The organism is Pseudophaeobacter profundi (genome assembly GCF_029697505.1).
GTDB lineage: Bacteria > Pseudomonadota > Alphaproteobacteria > Rhodobacterales > Rhodobacteraceae > Pseudophaeobacter > Pseudophaeobacter profundi.
On the sequence record NZ_JARJEF010000004.1, the window covers coordinates 272,796 to 298,640 of the forward strand.

The 25,845-nt window shown below is 59.3% G+C and carries 25 protein-coding genes; 8 read left to right on the top strand and 17 right to left on the bottom strand.

From position 1 onward, the window contains the following. Positions 1–55 precede the first annotated feature (55 nt). Complete coding sequence (proS, locus tag P2081_RS09305; RefSeq protein ID WP_278922595.1) at positions 56–1,411, bottom strand: proline--tRNA ligase; 1,356 nt, start codon at positions 1,409–1,411, stop codon at positions 56–58. A gap of 263 nt (positions 1,412–1,674) precedes the next feature. Between proS and P2081_RS09310 the strand changes: the two genes are divergently transcribed. From P2081_RS09310 to P2081_RS09320, 3 genes are read left to right on the top strand one after another with little or no spacing between them, the layout of a single operon-like run. Then, positions 1,675–2,772, top strand: coding sequence for an AI-2E family transporter (locus P2081_RS09310; protein WP_278922596.1), 1,098 nt, complete (start codon positions 1,675–1,677; stop codon positions 2,770–2,772). Position 2,773: 1 nt separating this feature from the next. After that, entirely contained in the window at positions 2,774–3,493 is a 720-nt protein-coding gene (locus P2081_RS09315; protein ID WP_278922597.1) for a P-loop NTPase family protein, read from the top strand. 57 nt (positions 3,494–3,550) lie between these two features. After that, positions 3,551–5,095, top strand: a complete 1,545-nt coding sequence (locus P2081_RS09320; protein WP_278922598.1) for a Ppx/GppA family phosphatase — start codon at positions 3,551–3,553, stop codon at positions 5,093–5,095. 45 nt (positions 5,096–5,140) lie between these two features. On the opposite strand, the gene P2081_RS09325 is transcribed toward P2081_RS09320, so the two are convergent. From P2081_RS09325 to P2081_RS09340, 4 genes are read right to left on the bottom strand one after another with little or no spacing between them, the layout of a single operon-like run. Further along, entirely contained in the window at positions 5,141–5,545 is a 405-nt protein-coding gene (locus tag P2081_RS09325) for a hypothetical protein (protein WP_278922599.1), read from the bottom strand. 31 nt (positions 5,546–5,576) lie between these two features. Then, positions 5,577–6,572 (bottom strand): endonuclease/exonuclease/phosphatase family protein, encoded by a 996-nt coding sequence (locus tag P2081_RS09330; protein ID WP_278922600.1) that lies wholly within the window; start codon positions 6,570–6,572, stop codon positions 5,577–5,579. Continuing rightward, positions 6,553–7,251: a molecular chaperone DjiA gene (locus tag P2081_RS09335; RefSeq protein ID WP_278922601.1), complete on the bottom strand. Its 699-nt coding sequence runs from the start codon at positions 7,249–7,251 to the stop codon at positions 6,553–6,555. The genes P2081_RS09330 and P2081_RS09335 overlap by 20 nt, the downstream gene beginning before the upstream one ends. Positions 7,252–7,299: 48 nt before the next feature. Continuing rightward, complete coding sequence (locus P2081_RS09340; protein ID WP_278922602.1) at positions 7,300–7,902, bottom strand: VOC family protein; 603 nt, start codon at positions 7,900–7,902, stop codon at positions 7,300–7,302. A 261-nt stretch (positions 7,903–8,163) separates the two neighbouring features. On the opposite strand from P2081_RS09340, the gene P2081_RS09345 reads away from it, so the two are divergent. Continuing rightward, a complete protein-coding gene (locus P2081_RS09345; protein ID WP_278922603.1) occupies positions 8,164–8,634 on the top strand; it encodes a hypothetical protein in 471 nt (156 codons plus the stop codon). A 116-nt stretch (positions 8,635–8,750) separates the two neighbouring features. On the opposite strand, the gene scpA is transcribed toward P2081_RS09345, so the two are convergent. Beyond that, positions 8,751–10,880, bottom strand: coding sequence for a methylmalonyl-CoA mutase (gene scpA / locus P2081_RS09350; protein WP_278922604.1), 2,130 nt, complete (start codon positions 10,878–10,880; stop codon positions 8,751–8,753). Continuing rightward, positions 10,843–11,778: a hypothetical protein gene (locus tag P2081_RS09355; protein ID WP_278922605.1), complete on the bottom strand. Its 936-nt coding sequence runs from the start codon at positions 11,776–11,778 to the stop codon at positions 10,843–10,845. Before P2081_RS09355 ends, scpA begins: the two co-directional genes overlap by 38 nt. 180 nt (positions 11,779–11,958) lie before the next feature. On the opposite strand from P2081_RS09355, the gene P2081_RS09360 reads away from it, so the two are divergent. Continuing rightward, a complete protein-coding gene (locus P2081_RS09360) occupies positions 11,959–12,405 on the top strand; it encodes a DUF4174 domain-containing protein (protein WP_278922606.1) in 447 nt (148 codons plus the stop codon). A 4-nt stretch (positions 12,406–12,409) separates the two neighbouring features. On the opposite strand, the gene P2081_RS09365 is transcribed toward P2081_RS09360, so the two are convergent. From P2081_RS09365 to P2081_RS09400, 8 genes are all read right to left on the bottom strand, one after another. Continuing rightward, positions 12,410–12,910: a hypothetical protein gene (locus tag P2081_RS09365; RefSeq protein ID WP_278922607.1), complete on the bottom strand. Its 501-nt coding sequence runs from the start codon at positions 12,908–12,910 to the stop codon at positions 12,410–12,412. Positions 12,911–13,186: 276 nt separating this feature from the next. Continuing rightward, positions 13,187–15,238 carry an acetyl-CoA carboxylase biotin carboxylase subunit gene (locus P2081_RS09370; RefSeq protein ID WP_278922608.1) on the bottom strand — a complete coding sequence of 684 codons (2,052 nt, stop codon included), beginning with the start codon at positions 15,236–15,238 and terminating at the stop codon, positions 13,187–13,189. 140 nt (positions 15,239–15,378) lie between these two features. Further along, a complete protein-coding gene (locus tag P2081_RS09375; RefSeq protein WP_278922609.1) occupies positions 15,379–15,582 on the bottom strand; it encodes a hypothetical protein in 204 nt (67 codons plus the stop codon). 277 nt (positions 15,583–15,859) lie between these two features. Continuing rightward, positions 15,860–16,216, bottom strand: coding sequence for a hypothetical protein (locus P2081_RS09380; protein ID WP_278922610.1), 357 nt, complete (start codon positions 16,214–16,216; stop codon positions 15,860–15,862). A gap of 69 nt (positions 16,217–16,285) precedes the next feature. Beyond that, positions 16,286–16,426, bottom strand: a complete 141-nt coding sequence (locus P2081_RS09385; RefSeq protein WP_278922611.1) for a hypothetical protein — start codon at positions 16,424–16,426, stop codon at positions 16,286–16,288. A gap of 214 nt (positions 16,427–16,640) precedes the next feature. After that, complete coding sequence (locus P2081_RS09390) at positions 16,641–17,123, bottom strand: DUF6497 family protein (RefSeq protein ID WP_313790332.1); 483 nt, start codon at positions 17,121–17,123, stop codon at positions 16,641–16,643. Between the two features lie 95 nt (positions 17,124–17,218). Further along, positions 17,219–17,641, bottom strand: coding sequence for a hypothetical protein (locus P2081_RS09395; RefSeq protein ID WP_278922613.1), 423 nt, complete (start codon positions 17,639–17,641; stop codon positions 17,219–17,221). Between the two features lie 12 nt (positions 17,642–17,653). Beyond that, on the bottom strand, positions 17,654–19,186 hold the full coding sequence (locus P2081_RS09400; protein WP_232404396.1) for an acyl-CoA carboxylase subunit beta: 1,533 nt from the start codon (positions 19,184–19,186) through the stop codon (positions 17,654–17,656). Between the two features lie 240 nt (positions 19,187–19,426). On the opposite strand from P2081_RS09400, the gene P2081_RS09405 reads away from it, so the two are divergent. The 3 genes from P2081_RS09405 (at position 19,427) to P2081_RS09415 (ending at position 23,551) form a co-directional block, all read left to right on the top strand. Continuing rightward, positions 19,427–20,743 (top strand): M10 family metallopeptidase, encoded by a 1,317-nt coding sequence (locus tag P2081_RS09405; RefSeq protein ID WP_278922614.1) that lies wholly within the window; start codon positions 19,427–19,429, stop codon positions 20,741–20,743. A 48-nt stretch (positions 20,744–20,791) separates the two neighbouring features. Then, positions 20,792–22,000 carry a multidrug effflux MFS transporter gene (locus P2081_RS09410; RefSeq protein ID WP_417700979.1) on the top strand — a complete coding sequence of 403 codons (1,209 nt, stop codon included), beginning with the start codon at positions 20,792–20,794 and terminating at the stop codon, positions 21,998–22,000. A gap of 162 nt (positions 22,001–22,162) precedes the next feature. Further along, positions 22,163–23,551: a helix-turn-helix domain-containing protein gene (locus P2081_RS09415; RefSeq protein WP_278922616.1), complete on the top strand. Its 1,389-nt coding sequence runs from the start codon at positions 22,163–22,165 to the stop codon at positions 23,549–23,551. A gap of 134 nt (positions 23,552–23,685) precedes the next feature. On the opposite strand, the gene P2081_RS09420 is transcribed toward P2081_RS09415, so the two are convergent. After that, positions 23,686–23,925, bottom strand: a complete 240-nt coding sequence (locus P2081_RS09420; protein ID WP_278922617.1) for an HP1242/YdcH family protein — start codon at positions 23,923–23,925, stop codon at positions 23,686–23,688. A 140-nt stretch (positions 23,926–24,065) separates the two neighbouring features. After that, a complete protein-coding gene (gene betA, locus P2081_RS09425; RefSeq protein ID WP_278922618.1) occupies positions 24,066–25,721 on the bottom strand; it encodes a choline dehydrogenase in 1,656 nt (551 codons plus the stop codon). Between the last annotated feature and the right edge of the window lie 124 nt (positions 25,722–25,845).

Consider the following 25,845-nt stretch of genomic DNA (forward strand, 5'->3'; position numbering starts at 1 on the left):
AAGGGGGCAGCCCAAATGGCTGCCCCCTTGTTTTAATACCCGATGATCTGACGGATCAGAAGCCGCGACCGGCCTGATGCGGCGCATAGATTGCTGCAATTTTCTTCACCGCCTCTTCGGGCGACAGTTCTTCGCTTTCGCCACTGCGGCGCGAGGTGAGCTCTACCACGCCGTTTTTGAGGCCGCGCGGGCCAACAGTGATGCGCCAGGGCAGACCGATCAGGTCCATGGTGGCGAATTTGCCGCCCGCACGTTCCTTGCGGTCGTCATATAGCGGTTCCAGCCCCAGCGCGGTCAGCGCGGTGTAAAGCTGATTGCAGGCGGCGTCGGCCTCATCATCCCCTTGTTTCAGATTGACGATGCCACAGTGGAACGGCGTGACGCCTTCGGGCCAGATAATGCCCTTGTCATCGTGGCTGGCCTCGATGATGGCGCCCAACAGACGCGACACCCCAATCCCGTGGCTGCCCATGTGAACCGGCACAGGCTTGCCATCGGGGCCTTGTACCGTGGCGCCCAGCGCTTCGGAATATTTGGTGCCAAAGTAGAAGATCTGGCCAACCTCGATCCCGCGCGCCGTCCGACGGCGTTCTTCCGGGACTTCGTTGAAAAGGGCTTCGTCATGGGTTTCATCGGTGCGGGCATATTTGGAGGTAAACTCCTCCAGCACACCCTGGCACTGTTCGACACTGTCGTAATCGATTGCACGATCGCCAAAGCTCAGATCGGTCACCGCGCTATCATAAAAGACTTCGCTTTCGCCGGTTTCAGCCAGCACCAGGAATTCATGGGTGTAATCACCGCCAATTGGGCCACCGTCGGCCCGCATTGGAATCGCCTGCAGCCCCATGCGTTCATAGGTGCGCAGATAGCTGACCAGATGGCGGTTATAGGCGTGCAAGGCGTCCTCTTTGGACAGGTCGAAGTTATAGCCGTCCTTCATGTAGAATTCACGGCCGCGCATCACGCCAAAGCGTGGGCGGATCTCATCGCGGAATTTCCACTGAATCTGATACATGGTCAGCGGCAGATCCTTGTAGCTGCTGACATGGGCACGGAAGATATCGGTGACCAGTTCTTCGGCTGTGGGGGTAAACAGCATATCGCGGCCATGACGATCCTGCACCCGCAGCATTTCCTGGCCGTAATCGTCATATCGACCAGATTCGCGCCACAGATCTGCGCTCTGCATAGTGGGCATCAACATCGGCATGTGACCAGCGCGCAGCTGTTCTTCGTGCACGATGCCTTCCAGCTTTTTCAGCACCTTGAAGCCAAGCGGTAGCCAGGAGTAAATCCCGGCCGAGGATTGTTTGATCATACCGGCCCGCAGCATATAGCGGTGGCTGACGATCTGGGCCTCTGAAGGGTTTTCTTTCAGGACAGGCAGGAAATAGCGGGACAGGCGCATGTTAGTCTCATTCTTACGAAGGGTTTTCCCAGCGGTCTAAGCCATGACAGCCCCGCAAGCAATCATGCTTTGCCAATTGCCGAGGCAGGACCGCTGCCAAACCGATCACTACGCCAGCCCCTGCTGCCGATTGCCCCCCAGGCAGCCTACGCAGCCCGGCTTTTGCTAAAATTTTGCCACAGGGTCACGGCTCGGCCCTTGCGCTGCGGGCTGCCATCAGGAAAGAGTGGGGTCAACGCACCGCGCCCTGACCGAGTAAGCTGATGGCCCTGCCCGCAAAAAAACAATTCAAGTACTGGGGCATTACCTCCGCAGTTCTGGCGATTTTGCTCTGGTCGCTTGGCGATGTGTTGTTGCCCTTTGTTCTGGGAGCGGCCATTGCCTATATGATCGACCCGGTTGCTGACCGGCTGGAAGCCCTGGGACTGAGCCGCACCGCCGCGACCAGCCTGATCGTCGTGGTGTCTGTACTGCTGTTCTTGCTGATGCTGCTGATTGTCCTGCCCACCCTGATTACCCAGCTGGCCGATCTGGTGCGCATCCTGCCGGAACTGTTTCGCGATCTGCGCAGCTTTGCCCAGACGCATTTTCCATCGGTCTTTACCGAAGGCAGCCGCGCCCAGCAGACCATCGCGTCGATTGCCGGCACCCTGCAGGGCAAGGGCATTGATCTGGCCGAGGGCATCGTCGGCTCGGCGGCCTCTGTGCTCAATTTGATTGTCCTGCTGGTGATCGTGCCTGTTGTGGCCATCTATCTCTTGCTGGATTGGGACCGGATGATTGCCCGGATTGATGCGCTGTTGCCGCGGGATCATGCGCCAGTGATCCGTCGGCTGGTCTCAGAGATTGACCAGGTTCTGGCCTCTTTCATTCGCGGCATGGGCACCGTTTGCCTGATCCTGGGCTGCTACTATGCAGCAACGCTGATGCTTGTCGGGCTGAACTTTGGCCTGGCGGTTGGCTTCATTGCCGGGCTGGTCACCTTTATACCCTATCTTGGCGCGCTGATCGGCGGTGCCCTCGCTATTGGCCTGGCCTTGTTTCAGTTCTGGGGCGACTGGTGGTCCATTGGCATCGTTGCCGGCATCTTTGCCTTTGGTCAGGTGATGGAAGGCAATTACCTGACCCCGAAACTGGTTGGCGGCTCGGTCGGGCTGCATCCGGTCTGGCTGCTGCTGGCGCTATCGGTCTTTGGCGCGTTGTTTGGCTTTGTTGGCATGCTGGTGGCTGTGCCTGTCGCGGCATCACTGGGTGTGGTTGCACGTTTTCTGGTGGGGCAGTATCTCGACAGTCGGCTGTACCAGGGATTCAGCTATCAGGCCCTGCAAGGGCAGGCAGAACACAAGCAAGACGAGCAGTAATATGGCACGACAACTCAGCTTTGATTTGCCGGTGAAACCCACGCTGGGGCGAGATGACTTTTTTGTTGCCCCGTCCAATGCGATGGCCGTCGCACTGTTGGATCCCGCCTTTGCCTGGCCCAGCGGCAAACTGGTGCTGACCGGGCCAGCGGGCGCGGGCAAGACCCATCTGGCCCATGTCTGGGCAAATCAAGCCGGTGCGCGCATCCTGTCAGCAGGCAGCCTGCGCGAAGATCAGGTGCCCGCCCTGGCCCAGTGCCCGCTGGTGGTTGAAGATATACCAGCCATTGCCGGCAACCTTGAGGCCCAGAACGCGCTGTTTCATCTGCACAATCTGGTGCTGTCCAATGGCCATGCGCTGATGCTCACCGGTCGCGCCGCACCCAACCTGTGGCAGCTGACACTGCCAGATCTGCAAAGCCGGGTTCAGGCTGCCACCCATGCAGAACTGCAGGCGCCAGACGACGCCCTGCTGGCGGTGGTGCTGGCGAAATTGTTTAACGACAGGCAGGTTACGCCAAAACCTGATGTCATCCCCTATCTGGTGGCCCATATGGATCGTTCTTTTGCTGCCGCAGCGCTGATTGTCGATCAGCTCGATAATCTGTCCCTGTCCGAAGGCCGTACCCTGTCACGCCCCCTTGCCGTGCGGCTGATGTCGCAGGATCCCCCAATCAACACCCAGCCAGAAACCAGAGATGTCGCAGTCACAGTCGATTGACCTGGTTCTGGGCTTGCCCCACCCTAGCCAAAACAACACAAAACCGACGAGGTGCCCATGACCGAAGCCCAGGACACCCCCACCGCCGACTGGGGGCCCTTTGGTCAACCCGTCTTTGAAGACCCCAGCGCCCGCGCCCTGTCGCGGGTTGGGGTGGTTGATGTCGGCTCCAACTCGGTTCGGATGGTAATCTTTGACGGTGCCGCACGCAGCCCAGCCTATTTCTACAATGAAAAGATCATGTGCGCGCTGGGGGCTGGCCTGTCCGAAACGGGCAAGTTGAACCCCGGGGGCCGTCAGCGCGCCCTCTCTGCCCTGCGCCGTTTCCAGCACCTGGCCCATGGCATGGGGCTGCCGGGGCTGTCGGTGGTGGCCACTGCGGCGGTGCGCGATGCCAAGGATGGGCCTGACTTTTGCGCCGAAGTGCTACGCGAAACCGGCCTGAAGATCTGGGTCATTGACGGGCGCGAAGAGGCCCGTCTTTCAGCCCAGGGCGTGTTGCTGGGCTGGCCTGGCTCTTACGGGCTGGTCTGCGATATCGGCGGCTCTTCGATGGAATTGGCCGAAATCCACGATGGTGAGGTCGGCAAGAGGCTGACCTCTTCGCTGGGGCCGCTCAAACTGCGCGACATCAAGGGCGGGCGACGCGGGCGACAGGCGCATATCTCGGCGGTGATGACAGAGCTGAGCGCAGAGATGGGCAAACAGACCGACCGGCTGTTTCTGGTGGGGGGCAGCTGGCGGGCGATTGCCCGCGTCGACATGATGCGGCGCGGCTATCCGCTGAAGGTGCTGCATGAATACCGCATGACCGCACGCGATGTGCGCGAGACGATGAAATTTATCGATGCAAGCGATATGGAGGAGCTGCGCAACGCCTGCGGTATTTCCAACGCGCGTATGTCGCTGGTGCCCTATGCGATTGATGTGCTGTCGCGGCTGGTGAAAACCTTCAAGCCCAAGGATATCGCCATCTCCAGCTATGGCATCCGCGAAGGGTTGCTATATGAACAAATGCCGCAAAGGCTGCGCAACCGCGATCCCCTGGTGGAATCCTGCCGCTTTGCCGAATCCAAGGATGCCCGCCTGCCCGGTTTTGGCAAGACGCTGTATGACTTTGTACTGCCCTTGTTCAGTTCTGGTCCGCAGACGCAAAAGCGCCTGATCAAGGCCGCCTGCCTGCTGCATGATGTGAGCTGGCGCGCCCATCCCGATTACCGCGCAGAGGTCTGTTTCGACAATGCCACCCGCGCCAATCTGGGCGGGTTGAAACATTCGGAACGGATCTTCCTTGGCCTGTCGCTGCTGCACCGATATCGCAACAAGCGGCGCGGCACCGCCTTTGAGTATCTCTATGATCTTCTGGATGAAAAAGGCCAGAAAGAGGCCGAGATCCTGGGCAAGGCGATGCGGTTTGGCGCCATGCTGATGGTCAGCGTCGACGGCGACATTGGCAAGCTGAAATGGCAGCCGCGCAAACGGCATCTCTGTCTGGAACTACCTTGCGCCATTGAGGATCTGTTTGGTGAGGTCGCCGAGGGGCGGCTCCAATCCCTGGCCGATGCGCTAGAGGCCGAGCTGAGCGTAAAGATCATCTCTTGACCTCAGGCGAACAAAAACAACGCTACACGGGTTGCCCGCGCTTGATCACAGGTCGGTGCTTCCCTCGGGCAGCGGTGCCATCTCCTGCTCGGCTGGCGGGTCCGGTTCGGCTTGCGGCGGCTCTGGCTTGCGGCGAATGATGATATCGCCATTGGGCAAAATCTCGGGCACCTCATAGCGGCTCCAGTCTTCGACCTTGCCGGCAATCTCTGCCAGGGCGGGCCCCATTTCACGCAGAAAGCCTTGCATGGATGGGCCAATGGTCTCCATCAGCCCCTCCAGTTCCTGCAGAGAGGGGGCCATTTCCTGGCGCAGCCCTTCCCAGAACAGCTCGACGCCGCGCTCCATCAGGCTGGATCCATCCGCGCTGTCCTGAGCATGGGCCGGCGCGGCAAGCGGCGGGGTCAGCAGGCAGCTGGCGATCAGGGCGGGGGCAAGAAAATGTTTCATAAGTTGTATATATGACCTTTGCCATGGAATTTTAAGTCAGTTCCAGATCAAGCGAGACAGGAAAATGATCAGAGGCCGCCAAGAGGGCGGTACGAAGATCGCTATCTGCATAGCATGCGCCATCTTCAAACGGGTGCCAGATACGCCAGCGTGGTGCCCGCGCCGCCAGCTCAGGCGAGATCATGATATAATCCAGCAAGGCACCAAAGTAGCGTTTGCTTTCAGCATGATAAAACCGCGCCGTCGCGGGCTGCCCCCAGGCGCGCGGCTGCACCAGGCTTTGCGCATTCGGATCGGTCAGATCGGCGCCCATGACAATCTCAACCGAGGATTTGTCAAACAGGCGTTCATATTCATCAAGGCCCGGCCCGTCATTCAGATCACCCATCACGATCACCGGCTCTGCCGCCCGACGATGCTGCTGCACCCGACGACTCAGCCAGACGGCCTGGGCCAGTTGCTTGCGCCGGTTGGCAATCGAGATCCGCACCACCTCTTCTGGGGTCTTGGCATTATAGGGGGCCTTGGATTTCAGGTGGACGCCAATCATCCGCAGCGTGGTGCCGCCCTTGGTCGTGACCTGCAGCTCCAGCGGTGGCTTGGAAAAGCGTACCGGATCCTCGCGGTCATCGACATCCAGATCAATATGAAAGGTGGTATCAAAGCACGGCGCCTGCGAACTGGACTGCGGATCGACCTGAACCTGCAGCTGGTCCGGATCAAACATCAACGCGATTTCCTGCTCGGTATGCGTGGCAAAGCCAGACACCGCCTTGTTGCAACGCAGCCCTGCCTGGGCGGCAAAATTTTCCAGCGCACGGGTGCATTTCTGGCGGTGCCCGCTATTGGGGGCCTCGATCACCATCACCGCATCGGCATCAAGCCGATCCAGGACATGGGCAATGGCCCGCCCCTGGGTATAGCGGTCCACCCCGCGCCGCCGCGAAGGGCGTCCATCAAGCATCAGCTGGTCGTCGCCATCAAACAGATGCGAGAACCATTCGATATTATAGGTGACCAGGCGCATGTTTGGCACATCCGTTGATCGCATCCCAGGCGCGATTGATGTCGATCAGGCGCTTTTCGGCCAGGCGCACGGCCTCTTCCGGGACTCCGCGCCCGATCATTGCATCGGGGTGAGTATCGCGTACCAGCCGCCGCCAGTGTTTGCGAATTTCATCGCGGGGCATATCAGCCGAAACCCCAAGAACCGTATAGGGGTCCTTAGGGGCATCCGGAACAAACCGCGCCCGCAGTGCGCGAAACTGTTCGGGCGTCTGGCCAAAGATCCGGCTAACGTCCTGCAGAAAGTCATTTTCATTTGGGTGGTAGAACCCATCAGCCATGGCGATGTGAAACAGGCCCTCCATCAGATCGCACAGGGTGCTGGGATCTGAGGCAAACATTCGCTGAATACGGGCGGCATAGTCCTGGTAACCCGCGATATCGGTGCGGGCCATGTCAAAGACACGCGCCGCGCCGGCCTCATCAGTGCGGGCAATCTGAAAAACTTCGCGAAAGGCGGTGACCTCATCGCGGGTGACCTGGCCGTCGGCCTTGGCCATCTTGGCCCCCAGGGCAATTACCGCAATGGCAAAGGCCACCGAGCGTTCAGGCGGCGCCCGCAGGCGGTCGAACACATTGGCCAGGCTTTCACCATTGCCAAGCGCAGCAAGCGCGTCGGTTATTCTGGACCACAGAGACATATCAAAACCTTATCGCGAAAATCATCCTGTGTCTGCGCTGTCGCGCGGCTAGCGCAGCAGACGGCGCCCATGAGGGGTGTCAAATTCAGCCTCATAGCCGATCGGGCCGGTGGTAAAACTGACCCGCGCATCAGCAATTGGCAGCAGTTCTTGCAGCGCATCCGCCTCGGGGTGGGACAGGGTCAGATGATGCAGGCGACATCCCTGTTGCTGCAACCGGGGCGCCGGATGATCAGAGTGCCACTCGATCAGCGCAGGGAACAGGTTGTCATAGGGCAGGATACCATCCTGCGGCACCGCCATGTCCCATTTCAGATCGCCCCGCTGCAGGGCCACTGGCTCACCCGCCCCTGCGGGCAGCTGCGCCAGCAATCCCGGCAAATCCGCACAGCGGCAAATCCAATTGCTCAGGCGGGGCGCACCGGCAAAGCGATCCAGATCAAACCAGCAGGGCCGCCGCTGCGGTTCCGCCAGCGGGTCAATGGCGATGGCCTCCAGATACAGCCCATCAGCCAGCCCCAACAGGTGGTTATGGGTGCCAAACATCGCGTGCTGCCCACCCGGCTGCAGCGGCACGCCAAGGGCCTCTTCCACATGTGAGACAGCCTCTTGCAGGGTGGCACCGGCCACGGCCAGATGATCAAGTTCCATCACATTCTCCTATTTGCGCCGCAGCCTAGTCAGTCTTTGGCAACATACAAGTTGAAAGCTGTGCCTGCGGCAAGCGCGCCCTCTTTACGCGCCATTAACCACAAGCCCCTGATATCAATCAAATTATAAAGAAAAACAGCTGAAAGCGCACAGCATTTTAGCAACCTGAGCACAAAGCTATTTCCTTGTTTACCCGCTTCGATTTCAATTGGGCCGACCGCGAAACGCGGCCTGTTGAAACCCTGTAGGAGAGCCGCCCTGATGATGATCCAAGGATCCATGACCCAGGAGTTAATGTCGAACCTCTATAAGAAATCGACAAAGATGAACGAAGAGCAAGCTGCAAAACTCGCTGAGTTTCTATCCAGCTTTGACGGCGACAACCTTCTGGATGAAAATGCCCGAACCGTTGTGTTTCAGGTCAGGGAACAGGATTTGGCCGCAGGGCCTGATCTGGCCGCGTCTCTGGCTGGCGCAGGCAGCGGTGCCTCCAAGCGGGCAGCCCAGACTGGCATTGGCGAGTCTGACCGCCGCAACGGGTCACCGGCCCCGCCACAAGAAACCCAGGGGGTTGCCACGGTTGATGACGCAGTTGTCCAGTTGATTGCCGATGCGGTTGAGGCCTATGACGGAAGCCAGCCGGGAGAGGTAACTTTGGGACAGGCTGTTCAGACCGCATTGGAACAGGCCGGCTACGACAGCTCACAATCCCAGATCGACTTTTATTCCTGATCCTTGCAGCGTCAGGCGCACTCGCATCTGAAACAACCGACCAGAAAAAAGGGGCGCAGGAAATCCTGCGCCCCTCTTGTATGAGGTTTCGCTTTTCTGTTGCAGCACTGCTCTGCTTAGCCGCGCGCTTCGCGGATCAGTCTCAAGACATCCTGCGCCGCCTCGGGGATATTGGTGCCCGGTCCAAAGATCGCTTTGACGCCATTGTCATAGAGATACTGATAGTCCTGCTGCGGGATCACCCCGCCGCAGATCACCAAAATATCCTCGGCCCCCTGGGCTTTCAGCTCTTTCACCAATTGTGGTGCCAGGGTCTTGTGCCCCGCCGCCTGGCTAGAGATGCCAATCACATGCACATCGTTGTCAATGGCATCCTGCGCGGCTTCGGCCGGTGTTTGGAACAGCGGGCCCACATCCACATCAAAACCAATATCGGCAAAGGCTGTGGCAATCACCTTGGCGCCCCGGTCGTGGCCGTCCTGGCCCATCTTCACCACGAGAATACGTGGCCGACGCCCCTCCTCCTCGGCAAACTCTTCGATGGATTTCTGAATGGCGGCAAAGCCTGCGTCGCCTTCATAGGCAGCACCGTAAACCCCGGCCAGGGTCTTCACCTCGGCGCGGTGACGACCAAATTCTTTCTCCATAGCCATGCTGATTTCTCCTACAGAGGCCCGCATTCTTGCCGCCTCAACCGCTGCTTCCAGCAAGTTACCGCCTTCTTTGGCCCGTGTTGTCAGCTCATCCAGTGCCGCCTGGCAGGCGGTTTCGTCCCGATCGGCCCGCATCTTTTTCAGACGCGCAATCTGGCTTTCGCGTACGGCAACATTGTCCACATCCAAGATGTCGATCGGGTCTTCTTTTTCCTTGCGGTATTTGTTGACGCCAACAATCACCTCTTCGCCGCGGTCAATCATGGCCTGACGCCGCGCGGCGCTTTCCTCGATGCGCAGCTTGGGCATGCCAGAGGCAACCGCCTTGGTCATACCGCCCATTTCCTCGACCTCCGACATCAAGGCCCAGGCCTTGTCGATCAGCTCGTTCGTCAGGCTTTCGACGTAGTAGGATCCGGCCAGCGGGTCGACCACATTTGTGACACCGGTTTCTTCCTGCAGCACCAGTTGGGTATTGCGGGCGATGCGGGCGGAAAATTCAGTCGGCAGTGCGATGGCTTCATCCAGGGCGTTTGTATGCAGCGACTGGGTGCCACCCAGAACCGCCGACATCGCCTCATAGGCGGTGCGGATCACATTGTTATAGGGGTCCTGTTCCTGCAGCGACACGCCCGAGGTCTGGCAATGGGTCCGCAGCATCTTGGAACGGTCAGACTGGGCGTTGAATTCTGTCATCACCCGGTGCCACAGGGTCCGAGCCGCGCGCAGCTTGGCAATTTCCATGAAGAAATTGGTCCCGATGGCAAAGAAGAAGCTGAGCCGACCGGCAAATTTATCCACATCCATGCCCGCCTCGGTGGCGGCGCGAACATATTCGCGGCCATCCGCCAGGGTATAGGCCAGTTCCTGCACCAGGTTCGCACCCGCTTCCTGCATGTGGTAGCCGGAAATCGAGATCGAGTTGAACTTGGGCATCTCGTTTGAAGTATATTCAATGATATCCGAGATGATTTTCATCGAAGGTTCCGGCGGATAGACATAGGTGTTTCGCACCATGAATTCCTTCAGAATGTCGTTCTGAATGGTGCCCGCCAGCAAAGCCCGGTCATGGCCCTGCTCTTCGCCCGCCACGATAAAACTGGCAAGGATCGGGATCACCGCGCCATTCATCGTCATCGAAACGGAAACCTTATCGAGCGGAATGCCGTCGAACAGGATCTTCATGTCCTCGACGCTATCGATTGCCACGCCAGCCTTGCCGACATCACCGACAACTCGTTCATGATCGCTGTCATAGCCACGGTGGGTGGCCAGATCAAAGGCCACGGAAACACCCTGCTGGCCCGCAGCCAGGTTGCGGCGGTAAAAGGCGTTGGATTCTTCGGCGGTGGAAAAGCCGGCATATTGCCGGATGGTCCAGGGGCGGCCGGCATACATGGTGGCCTTGACGCCACGGGTAAAGGGGCCAAATCCTGGCAGCGTGCCCATATGCGGCAGCGCATCGGTGTCTTCAGCAGTATAGAGCGGCTTGACGTCGATCCCCTCGAGTGTCTTCCAGGTTAGATCATCGAGTGGGCGGCCACGGAGCTCTTTTTCAGCCAGAGCCCGCCAATCGTCGGTTGTGCTTGTCATGGGGTCTTCCTCTTGTCACATCACTGTGGGGCAGGTTCAGTCCCGCCGCCGGTTGTTCTGGGTCCTGGACCAGCTGGGCAAGGCCTTCGGCCCCACCCGCCAGCCACATCAGATCGTCTGCATAATTCTCGCGCATCATGGCGCATTGGGTCTCGTCAAAGGGGCGCCAGCGTCCCTCACCCTTGGGCAAGGCACCGGCGGCGCTGTCCATGAGATGCGCCCGCATATCCTCCAGCCGCATGGAGCTGTTGAGCCGCACCCGTGCATAGCTGCGCGGCGCCTCCTGCCCGCTCAGAACAGACAGCTGAACTTCGGGGCGGCCGCCAAAGGTTTCAAACGGCAGGACCTTGATGGTAACACCCGGCATCGCACAGGCAATATCGCTGATCACATCGCGCCAGCTGCGGCGACTGGTGGCAAGGTTTTGCACCTGCTGTGCAGAAGGCACCCTGTGGCCGCGCACCACCGCATAGGTCAGGGCCGAGGCCCAATAGGATTCCAGACTGCGGATATTCAGCGCAACCGTGTTCAGTTGCCCGTCAAAGGCCTCGGCGTAGCGCGCCATGCGTTCACCAACACCACTATACAGCCCGCCCAGACGCAGGTTGGTTCGGGTGCTGCCAATCAGGTTTTCATCGCTGATCACCAGGGTTTTGACCCCGCGGGCGCGGCTTTGGTGCAAATTCATCCTGATCCGCCCGCGCGCCCGTTTGGCATGTGCCTCAACGCGGCCCACTGCTGGGGTAGGCAGCACCCCATGCAACAGCCCGTTGCGAGTCCGTCGCGGCCCCCAGAACCCAATTCCCTGCTTGGCCAGATCTGCCGCATTCTGGCGCAGATACTCCTGAAAGGAAGTGGTGGCACAACGGTGTGCCCCGAGGTGAAGACAGACTTGCATCGCATTTCCTGTGTGTTGGACAGGGGGGCTTTTGTGCCCCCCGGTTAGGGAAAGGTGCGTCATCATTAGCCCCTGCCCCTCTCAAAGCGATTAACACCTGTGCGGTTATTTCTGTCCTGCGACCAATTCCCCATCGCAATTGCGCGCCAGCCGCATATATTGAACCCAACAGGAGAGATTATGAAACCATTCCTAGCCCTTGTTTTATCAAGTTTTCTCACCCCCGTGCTGGGCTGTTCTGCCTTGGCCGACACGGCGGAACAACCGGTCCTGATCCAATCCGGCGAAGGCGTTGATCTGGCCAGATTCCAGTGGCACAAACGTCCGGTGGTGGTCTTTGCCGATAGCCCTGAGGATCCGCGCTTCAAGGAACAGATGGCATATCTGGAGAGCGAACCGCAGGTGCTGCTGGATCGCGATGTCGTGGTCTTGACCGATACCAACCCAAGCGCAGCCTCGCCTCTGCGCAAAGCGCTGCGCCCGCGCGGCTTCATGCTGGTGTTGGTGGGCAAGGATGGCGGCGTCAAGCTGCGCAAACCGCATCCCTGGACGGTGCGCGAGTTGTCCCGCAGCATTGACAAATTTCCAGATCGTCTGCGCGAGGTGGAAGACCGGCGCGAGAAGTGACGCGCTAGCCGTTGCTGCGCACGTAGATCACCGCCTTGGCCTGGGCATCTACAATCATGATGCCATGGCCGTCGGGAATGAAGGCCATGCGCGAAGTGGGGTTCATTATCGCCTGATGGTAGATTGATTTGACCAGCTCGCTCATGCAGTTGATCCCGGCCAGGCCCGAATTCAACACACTGATTCCCTGTGGTAAATCCCGCGACATTATGGCTTCGACCAGCGCGTTGGGGGATTTGTTGCCAACCTTGAAGACCAGTGGCTGCCCCTGCTCCAGCATTTGGAGCCCGGTATCCACGGATCGCGCCGCCGTCAAAAGCGATGAAATGCGGGGGGACTCGGTGTGGAAGACGGCAGCCGTGCATGTGCTGCTGGATTGAAAGAAATAGGTCTCGCCCAACGTGACCCATTGGGACAGCTGCAAACGCAGATCTTCTTCCTTGTCCAAGGCACAGCCCGAGATAACAAAAACCGTTGAAATCAGAGCAATTGCAGAACGAAGCATACGTCACCTTGCGAGTAATCGATACGCGTGATGTCGCATGAAAAGCTAAAGATTTGGTGCATGGATCTTGGGCGGCGGCATTTTGCCCCTTGGCGCCCAAGCCCATCGCCCGTCGGTTGATTGCCCGACGGGATGACTGGTTAGCCAGCCGATTTTGCCGGGAGGCAGAGATCTGCATTGGGGCAGGCGAAACGCGCAGGCGCTGCCTGGGCAGTTGCGAGAGTGGGAAACCGAAGCCCCCTGCCCCCGCTGTCGCGCCTATGCCTGCCCCAAAGGTCACCCCTCAAATTCCATGATCACATCGTCAACCGCCAGGCTATCGCCGGCGCTTGCGTTGATCTTGGCAACCACGCCTTTCTTTTCGGCCCGCAGGATGTTTTCCATCTTCATCGCTTCAACCGTGCACAACGCCTGGCCCTCATGCACCTCGTGGCCAACCTCGACCTCGACCTTGACGATCAATCCCGGCATTGGGCACAGCAGCAGCTTAGAGGTATCAGGCACGATTTTTTCCGGCATCAGCTCGGCCAGTTCGGCCTGCCGGGGCGTGCGCACATGTACGATAAGATCGGCACCGCGTGACCGGATGCGAAAGCCCCCAGAGACCTTGCCGACCTTCAACACCAAGGGCGTGCCATCAACATCGATTGTCGCCAGCTGATCACCCGGCGTCCAGCTGCTGGAAATGCGCATAGTACCGCCATCTTCAAAAGTGACCGAAGCCCCCTGCTGGTCGGCCTCGATGCTGACGGGAAAGTGCTGCTCCTGCAGCGAAACCATCCAGTCCGTGCCAACCCGACGTTCGTGGTTGTCCATACGGCCCGATACCCGCGCGCGGCGAATTTCGGCCACCCGGTGCATCGCCGCTGCCGAGGCTGCAATTCGGCGCAGGTCAGCCTCGGGCAATTCAACCCCGTCAAAGCCTTCTGGGTATTGCTCTTCGATAAAGGCGGTGGTCATCGTGCCTTCAATAAAGATCGGGTGATCCATCACCGCCGACAGGAACGGCAGGTTGTGACCGATGCCTTCCACCTCGAAACCGTCAAGCGCATTGCGCATCGCCTCGATCGCCTGATCGCGGGTTGGTGCCCAGGTGCAAAGCTTGGCAATCATCGGGTCATAATACATCGAGATCTCGCCGCCTTCATAGACGCCGGTATCATTGCGCACTGCAAAGCCATCACCCGCCGGGGCATCGCCCTGCCATTTGTCACTGTCCAACAGGGGGCCGGCGGCAATCTCGGCGGGCGGGCGGTAACGGGTCAGGCGGCCAATCGAAGGCAAGAAACCGCGATAGGGATCTTCGGCATAGAGCCGGTTTTCAATGGCCCAGCCGTTCAGCTGCACATCGTCCTGGGTAATGCTCAGCGGTTCACCATTGGCAACCCGGATCATCTGTTCAACCAGATCGACACCGGTGATCAGCTCGGTCACCGGATGTTCCACCTGCAGGCGGGTGTTCATTTCCAGGAAGTAGAAGTTCTTGTCACCATCAACGATGAATTCCACGGTACCGGCAGAGGCATAGTCAACCGCCTGCGCCAGCGCGACGGCCTGTTCGCCCATCGCCTTGCGGGTGGCTTCATCCAGAAAGGGGCTTGGCGCTTCTTCCACAACCTTCTGCTGGCGCCGCTGGATCGAGCATTCGCGCTCGCCCAGGTAAATGCCATTGCCATGGGCATCGCAGAGCACCTGAATTTCGATATGGCGCGGCTGGGTGACAAATTTCTCGATGAAGATACGGTCATCGCCAAAGGAATTTGCCGCCTCGTTCTTGGAAGACTGAAAGCCCTCGCGCGCTTCTGCATCGTTCCAGGCAATCCGCATGCCCTTGCCGCCGCCGCCGGCAGAGGCCTTGAGCATCACCGGATAGCCGATCTCTTGCGAGATCTTCACCGCCTCATCCGCGTCTTCAATCAGGCCCATGTGGCCTGGCACCGTGGAAACCCCGGCCTCCTTGGCGATCTTCTTCGAGGTGATCTTGTCGCCCATTTTTTCAATGGCGCCAACGGGGGGGCCGACAAAGGCAACGCCTTCGGCTGCCAGGGCCTCGGCAAATTTGGAATTCTCCGACAGGAAACCATAGCCGGGGTGTACCGCCTGGGCGCCCGTGGCGCGGATGGCCTCCATCACCTTGTCGATGACGATATAGGATTGGTTGGCCGGGGGTGGGCCGATATGTACCGCTTCATCGGCCATTTGCACATGCAGGGCCTGCTTGTCCGCGTCCGAATAAATCGCAACGGTTTTGATGCCCATCTTGCGGGCTGTCTTGATAACACGGCAGGCGATTTCGCCCCGGTTCGCGATCAGGATCTTTTCAAACATTGGCAGTCCCTTGTTCTTTTATATGCCGGAATGCAAAACGCCGCGGCTGCGCCCATGGCGCGCCCGCGGCGTTTGCGTGGATGTCATGTGCCGCCCGAGAATGGGCTAGGCAGGTCAAAAAGCGGCGCGCAGATGCGGCCTTAACACTTACGGGGGTTTTCCTTGCAATAGACGAGGTTGGCAGCCGCCCCAACGGCCGCGCCTGTGACCAGGTTGCCATGCAGCAAGGCCGACCCGACCGCGCCGGCGCCTGCGCCGTAAATGACCTGTTCGCCGGTCGTTTCGCCACAGGCAGACAGGCTCGCGGCGGCACCAAACCCAAGTGTAAAAATGATTGCTCGCATGATGTTACTCCTTCTCTGCGGGAGAGTTTCTCTCGCAGCCAAAAAGCAGCTACCGCACTGTCAAGCAATGGCAACGCGCGAAACGGCGCAAAATGAGCAGGAGCGCGCCCATGGGTCACGCCCTTTCGGCGGGCTCTTGCCTGCCCTGTGGTGCGGCACTGGACAAGCCGACGGACAGAGCCAGAAAACGGCGGGGCATTGCCATAAACCTGCAGGTTGGCTGCGCGGGGTTCCCCCCCTGCGCAGCACCAGTCGGCATCATGCTTCGCCCCGGCGTTCACAGGTTTTTACCTTCAAACGCATCCGGGAATGACAGCTGCGCTGCCTCCATGTCGATCACCAAGAGCGCCTCGTATGAGGCCGGATCAAAGGGATCTTCAGCTGGCAGAACTTCGCGCCCAAACAGCCAGCTCAGCCGACCGGCATCCAAGTTGCCACGTTCAAAGGGTTGGTCGCCAAACTGCTGCAACAGCGCCTGCATAAACGCGGCGTCGGCGCGGCGGTCCATTGGCTTGCGATCGCGAAAACGTTCGCGTCGCGTCAGTGCTGTTACCCCTTTGGGATTGGGACGACGCACGACAAATTGGAAATCTGTTCCTGGCAAACGGCCAGGGAACCCACGGTGCTTTAACATGATGGTGCCTCCAGTCCGGCACCCCGAAGGTCGGCTGGGGCCGGCCACAGGGCCGGACCCCTCTTGTCGTTACTTGTATTTGCCGGTGTATTCTGGCTCGACCGAGATGGGCTCGGGCTCAACCACAACAAACTCTTCCTGCTTGCTGCCGCAGGCAGCAACCATCCCCAGCAGACCCGCCAGCGTGATAAACTTGATGCTCTTGGACATTTCTGTCTCCTGATTTGTTTTGCGAAGCCGTCAGCACTATGGGTGCTGTCCGGCCCCAGCCTCAATAGGTGAAAGGTACTGCGACCAATCGCGCCAAGGATAGCCGGGATAACGACCAATTCACATCGAAAAGCTGCCCACCCAAGGGCCTGTGACCACAAAGTCGCAAAAACATGCCGAGCCCCGCAGCCCGCCGCAAGATGTTGTAGAAACATCAGAATGCCTCCCAGATGCAGCGATCTTTTTCCAGGCGATAGGCCTCAAAAAACTGGGTTGCTTCGGCATCCTGAAAACCAAATTCCACCGGACGGTCCGAAAAGGAGATCACCACCATGCTGGGCGACAGCGCGTGTTCGCGCAGGTAGTCCAGCACGACAGAGCCGCAAAGATGTTCCATGTCGGCGGCGCTGCGTTCATAATCCATGCGCCCGCCGCCAACCGCGGCCGCGTCATATGCCGCATCCGACTGGCGCGAAATCTCTGGCGCGACAAAGCGAAACCGAGCCCAGAGCGCCCCCGGACTATCATCCAACAGCACCTCTGACAGCAAAACCCGCTGACCAGACGGCACGGAAACCGGCACAAAGGCCCCCGATAGATTGGCCTCATCCGCGTGAACAGGGATGACCACCAGCGATAAGACCAGGGCACAGCCAAACAGAATTGCCGTCGAAACAGGGGAAACCGGATCACCCAAACCGCAACCCCACCCCCCAATAACTTGGGCTCCTCCGGGCGGGGCTGCTGGCGCTGCGCCACTGGCGCGCGCTATCCGGTATCGGTTGGGATGGATCATTGTCCAGTCTCGGCCTCTTTGTCAAACCCTGTTGTACATTTGTGCAGCTTTTCCTCTACCTGCACAGTTTTTAATCGGTTCTTGCCTGACCGGGCATACCGCAGCCACCGGCTGCGCTTCACCTCGTCTTCCAACACCGCCTTGATTTCAGAGGCCAAATTGCCTGGCACACGCCCCGCGACACGCCCGCCTGCCGTCACCAGCAGCCCCTCGGCATGTGGCTCCACCTGCACCACCGGGGAAAAGCCACGCACATTTTGCACCGCGCGCCACATGTCCTGGCGGATCTGCTGCGCCAACCGCAGCGGATCTGCCGATGGCAGCGCCACGGTGACCGCAACATCAAGCCGCGCAGGCGTCTGACGACAGAGCGTCAATACGCCCCCTTCCTCCAGGATATGCCAACCGCTCCGGCGCATCACCATCACCCTTTACAGAGGGATATTGTCGTGTTTTTTCCACGGGTTCTTCAACGACTTGCCCCGCAGAGAGGCAAAGGCACGAGAGACCCGACGGCGGGTGGATTTGGGCTGAATCACCTCGTCGATGAAACCGCGTTCAGCCGCCACAAAGGGATTGGCAAACCGGGTCTCATAATCGGCGGTATGGGCGGCGATCTTGTCCGCATCGCCCAAATCGCCCCGATGAATGATTTCAGTCGCGCCCTTGGCACCCATCACCGCGATTTCAGCGGTGGGCCAAGCATAGTTGAAATCACCACGCAGGTGCTTGGAGGCCATCACGTCATAGGCTCCGCCATAGGCCTTGCGGGTGATCACCGTGACCTTTGGCACCGTGGCTTCACCGTAGGCGAACAGCAGCTTGGCACCATGTTTGATCACGCCGCCATATTCCTGGGACGTACCAGGCAGAAAGCCGGGCACATCGACCAGCGTCAGGATTGGAATTTCAAAGCAATCGCAGAACCGCACGAAGCGCGCCGCCTTGCGCGAGCTGTCGATATCCAGGCAGCCCGCCAGCACCATCGGTTGGTTGGCAACAACGCCCACAGTCTGACCTTCAAGGCGAATGAACCCGGTGATGATGTTCTTGGCAAAATCTTCCTGAATTTCGTAGAAATCGCCTTCGTCCGCAACCTTGGTGATCAGCTCTTTCATGTCGTAGGGCGAATTGGGGTTGGCCGGGATCAGGGTATCCAGGCTGTCTTCAATGCGGCCTGGTTCATCAAAGAAAGGGCGCACCGGGGGTTTCTCCCGGTTGTTCAGCGGCAGGAAATCAACCAGACGGCGCACCTCGGCCAAGGCCTCTACATCATTTTCAAAGGCCGCATCCGCGACGCTGGATTTCTTGGTATGGGTTGATGCACCGCCCAGCTCTTCGGCAGTGACCACCTCGTTGGTGACGGTCTTGACCACATCGGGGCCGGTCACAAACATGTAAGAGGTGTCTTTCACCATAAAGATGAAATCCGTCATCGCAGGCGAATAAACCGCGCCGCCGGCGCAGGGCCCCATGATCACCGAGATCTGCGGCACCACGCCGCTGGCCATGATATTGCGCTGGAACACCTCGGCATAGCCGGCCAGCGAAGCCACGCCCTCCTGAATACGGGCCCCACCGGAATCATTGATGCCGATGATCGGCGCCCCATTCTGGATCGCCATATCCTGAATTTTGCAGATCTTCTGCGCATGGGTTTCCGACAGTGAACCACCAAAGACGGTGAAATCCTGACTGAACACATAGACCATACGGCCATTGATGGTGCCCCAGCCGGTGACCACGCCATCCCCTGCAGGCTTTTGCTTCTCCATGCCAAAATCCGTGCAGCGATGCGCGACGAACATGTCGAACTCTTCAAAGCTATCCTCATCCAACAGCAGCTCGATACGCTCGCGCGCGGTCAGCTTGCCGCGCGCATGCTGGGCATCGATACGGCGCTGCCCGCCCCCCAGACGTGCGTCATTGCGGCGGTCTTCCAGCTCGGACAGGATATCTTTCATTGCACGGGTCCCCATATAGATTTTGCCACAGCCTAACGCCCGCGCCGCACAAGCCAAAGGTAAATTTGGCAAATTTGCAAATATTTTGCATACAGTTAGTGAATAGTTGAATATTTGCTAACAATACAACTGTTTCCAAAATCGATCCAATGCAACATATTTTCGCCTTACAACGTTCACTCTTCGTTCAAGGGATACTGCGCAGTATCACCCCCGGTTCACATAAAATCGGGCATCAACATGTTACGTCACAGCGAAATCATCACAGCCATGCAATACACGCGCTTCAATCTGAGTGATCCGTTGAACACCAGCAATGACGCACCATACAAGATCAGCTATCAATATGCAGGTGGCAGCGCAGCGGGGGATCTTCCGACCTCAACAGAATATAGCGGATGGCGTCGTATGAACTGGGCGGAAAAGGCCAACTTCGAGGCCGCGCTTACCCATATCGAAAGCTTTCTAAATGTTGAATTTGTGCAGGTTAAACGCACCGATGACCCCGACCTGAATGTTGCAGCCGTTTCCCTGCCCGGGGCAACCATCGGCAGTGGTGGCTACTCTATCCGTTATCAGGGCAGCAAGATCACTGATTGGGACGGCTTTGTCGCCTATGACGCAACACTGGATCTGTCTTCGGGGCAGTATGTCGACCTGCTGCTGCACGAATTGGGCCATGCCATGGGGCTGCGCCATACCTTCGAAGCCGATGACGCCTTGCCGCAGGAATATGATAGCAATCTCTACTCTGTCATGTCCTACCGCGCCAATCCGCATAACGGGGAAGACAGCGACGCCATGATGCTGTTCGACATCTTGGCCCTTCAGGATATCTGGGGCGCGGCCAGCCATAACGAAGATGACACCCGTTACACGGGCTGCCGGACCACCACCGTCGACAGCATCTGGGACACTGGCGGCATTGATTTTCTGGATGCGGATGGACGCCATCATGGGGTCACGCTTGACCTGCGCCAGGGGGCGTTTTCATCCTTTGACAGCAGCCATGATGCGGTCATCGCCTTTGGCAGCATGATTGAACGGGCTATTGGCGCCAAGGGGGATGACCGGCTTATTGGCAATGCGCTCGACAATGTTTTGCACGGCTACGGAGGCCACGACTATCTGGTTGGAAAGGCCGGTGACGACCGGATAACCGGCGGCTGGGGGCGGGATACGCTACGCGGCGATGATGGCGATGACCAGCTGCTGGGCGGGCATGGGCGTGACCGCCTTTGGGGCGGTGCCGGCGACGATCGTTTGGCAGGCAACGGCGGCAAAGACAGGCTGGATGGCCAAGCCGGAGATGACCTGCTGATCGGCGGATACGGCGATGATATCTTTGTCTTCAAAGGGCGCGGTGGCCACGACACGGTCAGCGATTTTATCGTCCAGGAGGATCGGCTGAAGATAATGGGCCACGGCAGCCACAGTGATATTTTGGGTCAGGCCCACGACAGCGCCGAAGGAGTGGTTTTTGACTTTGATGCAGATAGCAGCCTGCTGCTCCGTGACGTCACATTGGCCAGCCTCGGCGAATACTTTCTCATTTGAGACGATCTAGGAATAGACAATCTCACCGGGCTGATCTAAGCCAGTTTCATGCAAAATCCCCAGCCCTCCGCGCATCCCACGATGAGCAAGCCACATATCGCGACACTGATCCTTCTGGCAGGGCTGTCGGCCCTGGCGATGAATGTCTTTCTGCCTGCCCTGCCCGGCATGGCGGAACATTTTCAAGCGGACTACCGGCTGATGCAGCTTTCCGTGGCGCTCTACCTTGCTGTCAATGCGGCGGTGCAGATTGTGGTTGGGCCGATTTCAGACAAGATGGGGCGCCGCCCGGTGATTCTGGCCAGCATATTGCTTTTCATCCTGGCAACACTGGGCTGTATCTTTGCCCCCACCGCCGAAATCTTCCTGGCATTTCGCATGGCCCAGGCGGCTATTGCCGCAACCATGGTACTGAGCCGGGCGGCGGTGCGTGATCTGTACGACACCGACCGGGCGGCCAGTATGCTGGGCTATGTCACCATGGGGGTGGCGATTGTGCCGATGATCAGCCCGGCCATTGGCGGGGTGCTGGATCAGCTGTTTGGCTGGCAGTCCAACTTCTGGCTTTTGGCGCTCTGTGCCGCGCTGGTCTACATGCTGACCTATTTTGATTTTGGCGAAACTGCCGTCAAAAGCGGCAAGACGCTGGCGGCACAGTTTGCCGAATACCCTGAGCTGATCTTCTCGCCGCGCTTTTGGGGCTATTCGCTGGCCTCTGGTCTCGCCTCTGGCTCTTTCTTTGCCTATCTTGGCGGGGCACCGTTTCTGGGGGCAAATCTCTATGGGCTGAGCCCGGCAATGCTGGGGCTGTTCTTTTCGACCCCGGCGGTCGGCTATTTCTTTGGCAACTTTATATCAGGGCGCTTTTCAATGCGCTTCGGCGTCAATCGGATGGTGCTCTGGGGCTGCATCGTGAATGGCTGCGGCGTTGCGCTGTCGCTAGCGCTGGCGCTGGCAGGGCTGGATTCGGTTTATTCCTTCTTTGGCCTTATGTGCATCGTCGGGCTTGGCAATGGCATGGCAATCCCCAATGCTACCGCCGGGGCGATCTCTGTTCGGCCACATCTTGCGGGGTCTGCCTCGGGGCTGAGCGGCGCAATCATGCTGGGCGGAGGTGCCTGTCTCAGCGGCATGGCCGGTTGGGTTCTGGTGCCCGGCACCACCGCTGTCCCCTTGCTGCTAATCATGTTCTGCACCGCCATACTGGGGCTGCTTTCCATTGCTATGGTGATCAAGCGCGAGCAGCACCTGCGCTAGCAGAACCAGCCCTGCCCCCCGCCTGATCCGTTTCCCCAAAGCCCGATACGCTGGCCAGCGCCCCCCCCGAGGCAGGCGGCTTACCTTTTGCGGTCGGCGGCTTGCATCGTGAAATTTGCATTTATACAGTAGCAGCACCCGGAATTTGCAAAGGTGCCCCCGATGGCCACTCAGAAACTCTATGCAGGTGCCAAACTGCGTGAAATGCGGACCCGGCTTGACCTGACGCAAAAGGGTTTCGCCGCCAAACTTGGTGTCTCTCTGCCCTATCTGAACCAGATGGAGAACAACAACCGACCCGTTTCCACCACGGTTGTTTTGGCCCTGGCGCAGGAATTTGGCATGGATGTCACCGAATTGTCGACCGGCGACAGTGAGCGCCTGGTCAGCGACATGCGCGAGGCCATGGCCGACCCGGTTTTTGCCGATGACACCCCGCCGATGGCGGATCTGCGACTTACAGCATCAAATGCGCCGGCCCTGGCGCGCGCCTTTCTCAGCCTGCACCGCGCCTATCGCCAGACGCATGAGCGCCTTGCCTCGCTGGACGAGGCACTGGGGCGCGAGGATTCCCGCATTCAGGCCAGCCCCTGGGAAGAGGTGCGCGATTTCTTCCATTATTGCGACAACTACATTGACGCGGTGGATCGGGCCGCCGAACGCTTTGCCGGATCTGCAGATGCACGGCTGGCTGCCACCACCGCGCTGGAAACCGCAGGCATCACCATTTTGATCTGCGACATGGAGGGGCTACGCCACTACGACCCCGAGAGCCGCACCCTGCGACTGTCAAACCGCGCCACGCCGTCAACCCAGGTATTTCAGCTGCTATTGCAGGTTGCCCTGTTCAGCCAGGACAGCCTGCTAGAAGCTACCTTGGATTTTGCCCGCTTCCAAAGCGACGAAGCCCGCGCCATCGCCAAGATTGGCCTGGCGAACTATTTCGCCGGGGCAGCGCTGATGCCCTATGGCCGTTTTCTGGCCGCCGCCCAAGAGGATCGCCATGATCTCGAACGGCTCGCCATCCGGTTTAGCGCCTCGATAGAGCAAGTAGCGCATCGCCTCTCGACCTTGCAGCGCCCCGGCGCCAAGGGGATCCCGTTCTTTTTTGTCCGGGTCGATCAGGCAGGCACCATCACCAAGCGGCACTCCGCCACGCGGCTGCAGTTTGCCCGCTTTGGTGGTGCCTGCCCGCTATGGAATGTGCACCGCGCCTTTGAAACGCCTGGGCGCTTTTTACGCCAGCTGGCCGAAACGCCGGACGGGGTGCGCTATATTTCGCTGGCGCGGGATGTGTCAAAACCCGGTGGGGCCTTTGGCGCGCCGGTGCGCCGCTACGCCATCTCGCTGGGCTGTGAGTTGCGCCACGCAGAGGCGCTGGTCTATGCCGACAATCTGGAGACGCGCCATGATACGGCCTTTGAACCCATCGGCATTTCCTGCCGCATCTGCGAGCGCACAAACTGCCACCAACGTTCGGTTCCGCCGCTAGAACGCCGCCTCAGCATCAACAGCGACCAGCGCGGGGTGCTCCCCTATGAGGTGAGCTGATGACTCCTGGCGCCCCCTTATCGCGGTACATCTGCTATACGCCCGCAGTGCACAGCAAAAAGGGGGCGCGTAATCGCCGCCCCCTTGCTGTATTTGCTGCCACGCCCAGAAGACCAGACGCAGACCAATAGTCTTCAGGCTTTGGCCAGAATATCCCAGATCTGGTCCTTCAGCGCACCACGCTTCTTGCGCAGTTCGACTTCTGCCAGCTCTTCTACCGGCTCGACGTTGGTTTCGGCCCGGTGCACAGCGCGGTTCACGTCGTGGTAGTCATCAGCCAGCTTGGCAAAATGGGCATCAGACTGTTTCAATTGACTGATCACCTCGGCCTTTTCGGGAAACTCTGCTGCCAGCTCATGCGGGGTATTGGACATCTGTTCGCTCCTTTTATATCGCTCACGCGCAACCTATGATCCCCGCGATTGCGCCACCTTGATACGGATCAATTCCCCCCAAAGTTAATACCTTGGACGGCAGCCCGCGACAGTGCTGTACGCCACAGGCAAAGCGCCAGCTAGCGCTGGCTTTCCTGCCAGTTGTCATGGAACCAGGGCATCGCATTAGAGGCCGACAGGCGGCGGCCAAGGATATGGTCTGCCGCTTTTTCCCCGGTCATGATCGATGGACCGTTGAGGTTGCCATTGGTGATGCGCGGAAAGATCGAACTGTCGGCGACCCGCAGCCCTGCAACGCCGATGACCCGGCATTCTGGGTCAACAACGGCCATCGGATCATCCAGCGCCCCCATCTTGCAGGTGCCACAAGGGTGATAGGCGCTTTCGGCGTGCTGCCGGATAAAGCTGTCGATCTCCGCATCGCTTTGCAGTGCTTCGCCAGGCTGGATTTCGTGTTTGACAAAGGGCTGCATGGCCTCCTGCGCAAAAATCTCGCGGGTCAGGCGCACGCATTTGCGAAAATCGATCCAGTCCTGCTCGGTCGACATATAGTTGAAAGAGATCTTTGGTGCGTCCTTCGGATCGGCGCTGGCCAGGGTGACCTTGCCGCGCGATTCTGACCGCATCGGCCCCACATGCGCCTGAAACCCATGGCCTTCGGCTGCCGCCTGGCCATCATAGCGCACCGCAATCGGCAAAAAGTGATACTGAATATCGGGATAGTCGACGCCCTTGTCCGAACGGATGAACGCAGCGCTTTCGAACTGGTTCGAGGCCCCAAGCCCTGTCTTGGTGAACAGCCACTGTGCGCCAACCCAGGCCTTACCCAGCAGGTTCCAGTATTTGAACAGGGTGATGGGTTGTTTGCAGGCGTATTGGAAATAGAACTCCAGGTGGTCTTGCAGGTTTTGCCCAACGCCGGGACGATCTGCGACCAGATCGACACCATGTTCTGCCAGGTGTTTGGCCGGACCAATGCCCGACAGCATCAGCAGCTTTGGTGAATTCAGCGAGCTGGCCGCCAGGATCACCTCCTCTGTGGCCTCGATCACCTCAACCTTGCCGCCGCGCTCGATCTCAACCCCGGTCGCGCGCCCCTGCTGGATGACCACTTTGCGCGCCAGGGCGCGGATCATGGTGCAGCTGTCGCGCTTCAGCGCCGGGCGCAGATAGGCATTGGCCGCCGACCAGCGCTGGCCTTTGTAGACGGTCATCTCCATCGGGCCAAAGCCCTCTTGCTGTTCACCGTTGTAATCTTTGGTCACAGGATACCCCGCCTGCTGCCCGGCTGAGACAAAGGCCGCGTGCAGCGGGTTGTCGCGCGGGCCACGGGTGACATGCAGCGGGCCGTCACTGCCGCGCCAGTCCGGGTCACCGCCCTGGCCGCGGTCATCCCAGGTTTCCATACGTTTGAAATAGGGCAGCACATCTGCGTAGGACCAGCCCTGCGCGCCGCTTTCGGCCCAGTAATTATAGTCACCCGCGTGGCCGCGCACATAGACCATTCCATTGATCGAGGACGACCCGCCAATCACCTTGCCACGCGGCGTCACCAGCTCGCGATTGTCCAGATGCGGTTCCGGCTGGGATTTATAGCCCCAGTCATACAGCGACATGTTCATCGGGTAGGACAGTGCCCCCGGCATCTGGATAAACGGGCCCGCATCACTGCCGCCATGTTCGATGATGAGTACCGATTTCCCCGCTTCTGACAGCCTGTAGGCCATGGCACAACCCGCCGAGCCCGCCCCCACAATCACATATTCCGCTTTCATCGCATGTCTCCATCGCGAAGTCTCACTGGGTCAAAAGGCCACCGGGCCGCGCGCCAGGCGCGATCTATCCTGTGGCCGGTAAAACTCTGCTTCATCATTGGTCTGGCCCGCTGCGGACGCGTCG

Coding starts and splice junctions, on each gene's coding strand:
- proS (WP_278922595.1), bottom strand. CDS start 1,411: ATGCGCCTGTCCCGCTATTTCCTGCCTGTCCTGAAAGAAAACCCTTCA.
- P2081_RS09310 (WP_278922596.1), top strand. CDS start 1,675: ATGGCCCTGCCCGCAAAAAAACAATTCAAGTACTGGGGCATTACCTCC.
- P2081_RS09315 (WP_278922597.1), top strand. CDS start 2,774: ATGGCACGACAACTCAGCTTTGATTTGCCGGTGAAACCCACGCTGGGG.
- P2081_RS09320 (WP_278922598.1), top strand. CDS start 3,551: ATGACCGAAGCCCAGGACACCCCCACCGCCGACTGGGGGCCCTTTGGT.
- P2081_RS09325 (WP_278922599.1), bottom strand. CDS start 5,545: ATGAAACATTTTCTTGCCCCCGCCCTGATCGCCAGCTGCCTGCTGACC.
- P2081_RS09330 (WP_278922600.1), bottom strand. CDS start 6,572: ATGCGCCTGGTCACCTATAATATCGAATGGTTCTCGCATCTGTTTGAT.
- P2081_RS09335 (WP_278922601.1), bottom strand. CDS start 7,251: ATGTCTCTGTGGTCCAGAATAACCGACGCGCTTGCTGCGCTTGGCAAT.
- P2081_RS09340 (WP_278922602.1), bottom strand. CDS start 7,902: ATGGAACTTGATCATCTGGCCGTGGCCGGTGCCACCCTGCAAGAGGCT.
- P2081_RS09345 (WP_278922603.1), top strand. CDS start 8,164: ATGATGATCCAAGGATCCATGACCCAGGAGTTAATGTCGAACCTCTAT.
- scpA (WP_278922604.1), bottom strand. CDS start 10,880: ATGACAAGCACAACCGACGATTGGCGGGCTCTGGCTGAAAAAGAGCTC.
- P2081_RS09355 (WP_278922605.1), bottom strand. CDS start 11,778: ATGCAAGTCTGTCTTCACCTCGGGGCACACCGTTGTGCCACCACTTCC.
- P2081_RS09360 (WP_278922606.1), top strand. CDS start 11,959: ATGAAACCATTCCTAGCCCTTGTTTTATCAAGTTTTCTCACCCCCGTG.
- P2081_RS09365 (WP_278922607.1), bottom strand. CDS start 12,910: ATGCTTCGTTCTGCAATTGCTCTGATTTCAACGGTTTTTGTTATCTCG.
- P2081_RS09370 (WP_278922608.1), bottom strand. CDS start 15,238: ATGTTTGAAAAGATCCTGATCGCGAACCGGGGCGAAATCGCCTGCCGT.
- P2081_RS09375 (WP_278922609.1), bottom strand. CDS start 15,582: ATGCGAGCAATCATTTTTACACTTGGGTTTGGTGCCGCCGCGAGCCTG.
- P2081_RS09380 (WP_278922610.1), bottom strand. CDS start 16,216: ATGTTAAAGCACCGTGGGTTCCCTGGCCGTTTGCCAGGAACAGATTTC.
- P2081_RS09385 (WP_278922611.1), bottom strand. CDS start 16,426: ATGTCCAAGAGCATCAAGTTTATCACGCTGGCGGGTCTGCTGGGGATG.
- P2081_RS09395 (WP_278922613.1), bottom strand. CDS start 17,641: ATGCGCCGGAGCGGTTGGCATATCCTGGAGGAAGGGGGCGTATTGACG.
- P2081_RS09400 (WP_232404396.1), bottom strand. CDS start 19,186: ATGAAAGATATCCTGTCCGAGCTGGAAGACCGCCGCAATGACGCACGT.
- P2081_RS09405 (WP_278922614.1), top strand. CDS start 19,427: ATGTTACGTCACAGCGAAATCATCACAGCCATGCAATACACGCGCTTC.
- P2081_RS09410 (WP_417700979.1), top strand. CDS start 20,792: ATGCAAAATCCCCAGCCCTCCGCGCATCCCACGATGAGCAAGCCACAT.
- P2081_RS09415 (WP_278922616.1), top strand. CDS start 22,163: ATGGCCACTCAGAAACTCTATGCAGGTGCCAAACTGCGTGAAATGCGG.
- P2081_RS09420 (WP_278922617.1), bottom strand. CDS start 23,925: ATGTCCAATACCCCGCATGAGCTGGCAGCAGAGTTTCCCGAAAAGGCC.
- betA (WP_278922618.1), bottom strand. CDS start 25,721: ATGAAAGCGGAATATGTGATTGTGGGGGCGGGCTCGGCGGGTTGTGCC.